Raw genomic sequence first — 6,245 nt, 5'->3', positions numbered from 1 at the left:
CTTTTGATCTTAAGAGCAAAGATCGCAGCCTGCGGCAGCTCCTACACACGTTTATTTATGCGCCCGTGCCACCCACGGTGATCGCATCGATCTTCAACGTCGGCTGACCGACGCCTACCGGCACCGATTGCCCATCCTTGCCGCACGTGCCCACACCGCTGTCCAGCGCCAGATCGTTACCGACCATCGACACCCGGCTCATCGCCTCGGGGCCGTTGCCGATCAACGTCGCGCCTTTGACCGGCGCAGTGATCTTGCCGTCTTCGATCAGGTACGCCTCGCTGGTGGAGAACACGAACTTGCCGCTGGTGATATCGACCTGACCGCCGCCGAGGTTGGCGCAGTAGATGCCCTTCTTCACCGACGCGATGATTTCTGCCGGATCGCTTTCGCCACCGAGCATGTAGGTGTTGGTCATTCGTGGCATCGGCAGGTGTGCGTAGGACTCACGACGACCGTTGCCGGTGCGGGCCACGCCCATCAGGCGCGCGTTGAGCTTGTCTTGCATGTAGCCTTTGAGTACGCCGTTTTCGATCAGCGTGGTGCACTCGGTCGGCGTTCCTTCGTCGTCGACACTCAGCGAACCGCGACGGCCGCTCAAGGTACCGTCATCGACAATCGTGCAGAGCTTCGAGGCAACCATTTCACCCATACGACCGCTGTACGCCGAGCTGCCCTTGCGGTTGAAATCGCCTTCGAGACCGTGGCCGACCGCTTCGTGCAACAGCACGCCAGACCAGCCCGAACCCAACACCACCGGCAACGTACCGGCCGGCGCAGGAATCGCTTCCAGATTCACCAGCGCCTGACGCAGCGCTTCACGGGCATAGCCCATGGCGCGGTCTTCAGCGAGGAAATAACGGTAGTCGGTACGCCCGCCGCCGCCATGCCCGCCGCGCTCGCGACGGCCATTCTGCTCAACGATTACACTGACGTTGAAGCGCACCAATGGCCGCACATCCGCCGCCAGGCCGCCGTCGGTGGACGCCACCAGAATCCGCTCCCAGACCCCGGCCATGCTGACGCTGACCTGCTGGATACGCGGGTCGAGCGCGCGGGTAGCCACATCAATGCGCTTGAGCAGCTCGACTTTCTCGGCCCGGCTCAATACTTCAAGCGGATTATCCGGCGCGTACAGTTGCGCGACATCCTGCGTGGTGAACGCCTGCACCGTGCCGTTCTGCCCGGCGCGGGAGATCGAACGCGCCGCGCGGGCGGCTGCGCCGAGGGCTTCGAGGGTGATGGCGTTGCTGTAGGCGAAACCGGTTTTCTCACCGGACTGCGCGCGCACGCCGACACCCTGGTCGAGGTTGAAGCTGCCTTCCTTGACGATGCCGTCTTCCAGCGCCCACGACTCGGAGATCTGGCCCTGGAAATACAGGTCGGCCGCATCGATGCCGGGGCCGGCCAGATCGCCGAGCACGCCTTGCAGGCTTTCGATCGTCACGCCGCCGGGCGCCAACAGGTGATCACTGACTGAGGACAACAACTCGCTCATAGGTTTACGCCTTAAATTCGTGTTCTGAAGCAGGCCGCTGTGCGCCCTGCGAGAAAAACCGCCGATGACTCACCACCGGCATACGCGCCCTGATGGACGCTTGTTCAATACTGTCGCGTTCGGCCAACAACACCGCTTCGCCTTGATCCTGACTCGCCAGCACACGGCCCCACGGGTCGATGATCGCCGCATGGCCGAAGGTTTCCCGCGGTCCCGGATGGGTTCCGCCTTGCGCTGCGGCCAGTACATAACACTGAGTCTCGATGGCCCGCGCCCGAATCAGAACATCCCAATGCGCAGCGCCGGTCACCGCAGTAAACGCCGACGGTGCGGTAATCAATTCGGCACCGGCGGCACGCAATTCGCTGTACAGCTCGGGAAAGCGCAAGTCGTAACACACACTCAGACCGAGACGACCGACCGGCGTATCCGCCACCACCACTCCGCTGCCATAAGCATAGTCATCGGATTCGCGATAACGCCCGCGATTGTCCGCCACATCCACGTCGAACAGATGCAACTTGTCATAGCGGGCAACGATTTCGCCCTGATCATCGACCAGCAACGAGCAGGCATTGACCTTGGCCGTCGGTTGATCAACCGGCGGCAACGGTAAAGTGCCAGCCACTATCCATAACTTGAGGTCGCGAGCGGTCTGTTTCAACCACGGCAGGATCGGTCCTTCGCCCATTGCTTCGGCGCGGCCGATGTCAGCGATGTCGCGACGGCCCATGGCGGCGAAGTTTTCCGGCAGCACCGCCAGCTTCGCGCCGCCGGCCGCTGCCTGTTCGAGCAGGCGCCGGGCCTGAGCCAGATTGGCCAGCACGTCGCTCTGGCTGACCATTTGAATCACCGCTAAAGACATGGCGAACTCCGCAAGAGGTATGCGGCCATGCTACTCCATCGGTTCAGGGACTGGCTGTTCAAAAAGGCTTGTCGAAGGTGATTTTCGGCTCTTTCCATGGGCCTTTGACGGTGTATTTCACACTGGCAAAGCGCGCCACGCGGTCGCCGATCAGCTTGTCGATGAGGAACAACGCGCCGCCAACCGCCGGTGCGCCGACGATCAGCGCCGCAATCGGCAGGTTGTTGGTCACCGGCAACGTCACCAACAACTTGGCGTCAACCTTGTCGCCGACCAGATCCAGCGTGCCGTCGAGTTCAAGATTGCTCGAAGGGCCGGTCAGGCGGATCGGTTCGCGGGTCACGTAGACACCGTTGGTGGCGACCAGCAAACCTTTGACCCGGTCATAGCTCAAGCCTTTGCCGAACAGATCGGAGAAGTCCAGACGTAAACGGCGGCCGATGGAGTTGAAGTTGAGCAGACCGAACACTCGCAACGCCTGCGCGCCGCCCTCCACTTCAACAAACTGGCCTTTGTTCAGCGATGCGTCGAGGGTGCCGGAGAAGCGCTTGGTCGCCAGCCATGCCGGAGAGCCCGGCCAGCGGCCATCGACGTCCATGTGAAACTCTTCGCTGGTCACGCTCGGGGCAAAGCCCCAGCCCTTGAGGACGTCCGCGAGGTTCTTGCCACCAATGCGCCCCTTATACCAACTGGTGGTCGCGCCCGGCGGCCCTTCCCAGCCACCGTTACCCTGCAACAGGATGCCTTTGAGGCCCATGTCGAGATTGTTCAGGGCAATGCCTTTGGCAGTCGGCCGAACCTTCAACGACCAGCCGCCGACTAGATCCGGCCCCAGAAACAGCTGATTGACGGTGATATCCAGTGCCGGAATTTTCGTCGGGTCGACCGATACCAATGGGTCTGGCGAATTTTCGTCGGCCTGTACCGTCGGGTCCGGCGCCGGCAGTTTCACGTATTGCAGATTGACGGCAATCGGCACGCCCTTGGCGTCAGGAAGACTTGCCGATCCTTTCGCCTGCAGGCTGTCGAGGGCCAGGTTCCACGCGCCTGGCTTGCGATTGACCTGAACCGACGCCTGATCCAGCGTGGTCCCGAATGCCGTGAGTTTGCCAACCTTGAAATCAGCACTGTTGAGCAACTGCTTGGCGCTGCCGCCCGGATCCTGCCCGGCGTATTTGTTGGCCAGGTCCTGCCACGGTGCGACGTCGAGCTCCGACAGTACTCCACGAATCCGCAGGCCTTTGGCACCCGGCAGCACGGCTTCGCCGGCTCCGAGGAACAGCTCGCCTCGGCCATCGGCGAAGTTCGTCGGTGGTGCCGCAAAAGTGAAGTTGGCCAGTTGGTCGTAGTTGACCCAGTAACGCCGCTCCTGCCCCTGCAAGGTCATCCGGAACACCGTATCGCGCCCGACGTCCGCCGCCATGCCGAACGGCGCGGGCAAGTCCACCGCCACACCTTTCATGCTGGAGCTGACCAGCAACTGGCTGTCGGCGCCGTCCAGATTCAATTGCAATTGATAAGGAATGGTTCCGGAAACCGGCAATGGTTGTGTCACGCCCAGCCAGTCGGTGAGTTTCTTCACTTCGACCTGCCCGGATGCCGCGACCCGAGTCTTGAGTTTGCCAGGGCTGCCATCGGCGAAAATCTGCGCAGTCACCGGTTTGTCGAACGCGCGCGCCGCAATGTTCTGCCCGCTGAGTCCTTTGGCACTGTCAAAGCGGAAATCGCCCTTGAGTTGAGTCAGCTCCAGTTTCGGCTCAGCCAGTTTCAGGCGGGCATTGGCGGTTTTGAAGTCGACGAGGATTTTCGGCTGGTCGCCGCCCTTGTCCAGCGGGATATCGAGCTTGAGCTTGCCTTGCAGATCGCCCGCGCCTTCCCAACCGGCAAAGGTCTCACCGGTACCGATCGGTGCGTCCTGAAGGATTTTCAGGCCATCACCGAGGCCACCGGCAAACGCGCCATCGAGATACATGTGCGTGTGTTGCCCGGCCGGTACGTGGGGAATATTGACGAAGACATCGCTGACCTGAGTGTCGAGCAACTGACCTTTATTGGCCCAGATCCGTACGCCACTGTCTTCGATGAACACGTCACCACTGACCTTGCTCACGTGCGGCCAGCCTGGCTGAAAGGCCAGTTCAGCGTCGTGCACCTTGAAGAACAGGCTGATGCTGCGGTCGGCCTCACCGGCATTCTTGCTCAGCGAGCCCTGATACTGGAAGAAGCCCTGGTCGACCGCACCTTTGAGGATTGCCGTACGCAGCCACTCGTCGAGCGCCGGGCTCAAGACTTCGGGCAGGTATTTGGCGGTGTAGCGACCGTCGCCCTCGACCAGACCGACACGCAGGTCCATGTAGTCTTCCTGGCTATGATCGAAATGCAGGCGAATCAGGAAATCGCCGGCAATCTTGCCCTCCTCGCCAAGCACCTTCAGATACGGGGCGATCAGGGTGAAGCCGTCTTTATCGAGCTTCCAGGTCAGGCGTGCGTTGGCCTGAATGTACTGCCATGGCTTGGCGAAAATCGGGTCGAGGTGCAGGACAAAATCCTTGCTGTCCATGCGCAACTCGCCACCGTCGAGGTTGCCGCTGAGGCTGCCGCTGACGTTCCGAGCCGCCGGCGCGCCGTGGTAGGCATCGAAACCGACGTTATCCAGATTGGTGGCGAAACTGAATTTGTTGCCGTCGGTGGCATTGGGGCGGAAATCCAGCAGCACGTTACGCAGGCCACCGGTGACTTTCAGATGATCAACGGCCGTGGCGAAACCTTGCGGTAACGGCCCCAAGGCATTGAGCAGTGGTGTGATCGGGGTCAGATCGAGGCGATCCGCCTGCAAGTGCCAGAGTTCTTCGACCTTGTCGGTCGCGCGCGTCTGCTTCACCTGTACATGTGACTCCCAGCGGTTTTCGCCGAAATTCATCGCCAGTGAATCGAGGGTAACGGTCGCGCCCTCATCACTGTTCTCGTAGTAGGCGTTAAGCGCCAGATTATTGATCTGGATCGGCTTGCGATCGGCGTAGGCGCCGGTCAGTTGTGGTGCATTCAAGCGTAACGCGGCACTTTGCAACGTGCCCTTGGCCCAATTGACCCAGAGCTCGCCGCCGGCCTTGATCTCGGAGAAATTCCACTGTTGGGTAAGACGCTCCGGCAGCCACTTCGACCAGTCGCTTTGCGGCAGGCTGGCGTAACCGTCCACCACACTGTCCTGCCATTGCTCGGGGCGAATCCGCGTGCGCAAACTCAGCGCCACCGGCTGGCCATCCGGCAAGGTCAAACGGGCGTCGAGGCGCTGACGGCTGGCGCCGGTTTTCAGATTGAGGCCGACATAGGTGAGCGTCAGTGGCGCGTGATCGAGGGGCTGCAAGGTCACCTGACTGTCGAGTACCGACAGTTGCTGAATCATTTGCGAGCGATTGAACAATTGCTGCGGATCGAGCGGCTGATCGTTCTGCACCGGTAGACCTTCCAACGCCCAAGTGCCGTCCCCGGCTTCCTTGAGGCTGATTTTCAGGCCGTTGAGTTCCAGGTGGGCAATCCGCACTTCGCGCGCCAACAGGCTGGCCCACAAATCCGGTACCGCGCGCACCCGATCCAGACGCAAGGCATTGGCGCCACTGCCGACCATCACGTCGTGGGCCAGCAGGATCGGGGCAAAACCGCTCCAGTTGCCTTCCAGTTCGCCGATCTGCAACGGCATGCCGAGGGCGGCACTGGCTTTGTCTTCAATGTCGGCGCGGTACTCAGCCACCAGCGGGGTCAGTTCGCGGCCGAGACTGACATACAACGCCATCAACACCAGAACCAACGCGCACAGGCCCAGCCCCCAGCGGGTGAGTGCGGCCAAAATGCGTGTCAGACGCTCCATGTCAGTCGGCTCCCATG

3 protein-coding genes are annotated in these 6,245 nt (G+C 61.5%); all 3 read right to left on the bottom strand.

The genetic code is table 11. The features are described from left to right. Positions 1-55: 55 nt before the first annotated feature. The 3 genes from tldD to ACW9IR_RS19330 are packed head-to-tail and all read right to left on the bottom strand — an operon-like array spanning position 56 to position 6,228. Entirely contained in the window at positions 56-1,498 is a 1,443-nt protein-coding gene (gene tldD, locus ACW9IR_RS19340) for a metalloprotease TldD (protein ID WP_034154473.1), read from the bottom strand. A gap of 4 nt (positions 1,499-1,502) precedes the next feature. Beyond that, positions 1,503-2,363, bottom strand: a complete 861-nt coding sequence (locus ACW9IR_RS19335) for a carbon-nitrogen hydrolase family protein (protein ID WP_457464691.1) — start codon at positions 2,361-2,363, stop codon at positions 1,503-1,505. 58 nt (positions 2,364-2,421) lie between these two features. After that, positions 2,422-6,228: a YhdP family protein gene (locus ACW9IR_RS19330; RefSeq protein ID WP_457464689.1), complete on the bottom strand. Its 3,807-nt coding sequence runs from the start codon at positions 6,226-6,228 to the stop codon at positions 2,422-2,424. Between the last annotated feature and the right edge of the window lie 17 nt (positions 6,229-6,245).

The sequence above is a fragment of the Pseudomonas sp. SDT291_1_S447 genome (assembly GCF_054070155.1).
Note: the sequence above shows the minus strand (reverse complement) of the source record. Positions and strands in the feature narration are given on the sequence as shown.

Excerpts from the sequence above, each read along its gene's own strand:
- ACW9IR_RS19335 (WP_457464691.1), bottom strand. The coding sequence starts at position 2,363 with ATGTCTTTAGCGGTGATTCAAATGGTCAGCCAGAGCGACGTGCTGGCC.
- tldD (WP_034154473.1), bottom strand. The coding sequence starts at position 1,498 with ATGAGCGAGTTGTTGTCCTCAGTCAGTGATCACCTGTTGGCGCCCGGC.
- ACW9IR_RS19330 (WP_457464689.1), bottom strand. The coding sequence starts at position 6,228 with ATGGAGCGTCTGACACGCATTTTGGCCGCACTCACCCGCTGGGGGCTG.